The organism is Methylobacterium sp. CCH7-A2, assembly GCF_001557075.1.
GTDB lineage: Bacteria > Pseudomonadota > Alphaproteobacteria > Rhizobiales > Beijerinckiaceae > Allobosea > Allobosea massiliensis.
Genome location: NZ_LSKN01000149.1, coordinates 1 through 238, shown reverse-complemented (window position 1 = coordinate 238; position 238 = coordinate 1). Strand labels below are relative to the sequence as shown.

The 238-nt window shown below is 66.4% G+C and carries 1 protein-coding gene; it reads left to right on the top strand.

The genetic code is table 11. The annotated features are described in order from the left end of the window. A partial coding sequence (locus AX750_RS12615) for an SDR family NAD(P)-dependent oxidoreductase (protein ID WP_156462449.1) occupies positions 1–238 on the top strand: 238 nt, incomplete at both ends.

The following is a 238-nucleotide window of genomic DNA, read 5'->3' as shown; positions in this document are numbered from 1 at the left end:
TCCTCGTCAACAATGCCGGCATCCAGTTCGTCGCGCCGGTCGAGGAATTCCCGGTCGAAAAATGGGACGCGATCCTGGCGATCAACCTGTCTGCCGCCTTCCATGCCATCCGGGCCGCCCTGCCCGGCATGAAGGCGCGCCGCTTCGGCCGCATCATCAACACGGCCTCCGCCCATGCGCTCGTCGCCTCGCCGTTCAAATCGGCCTATGTCGCCGCCAAGCACGGCATCGCCGGGCT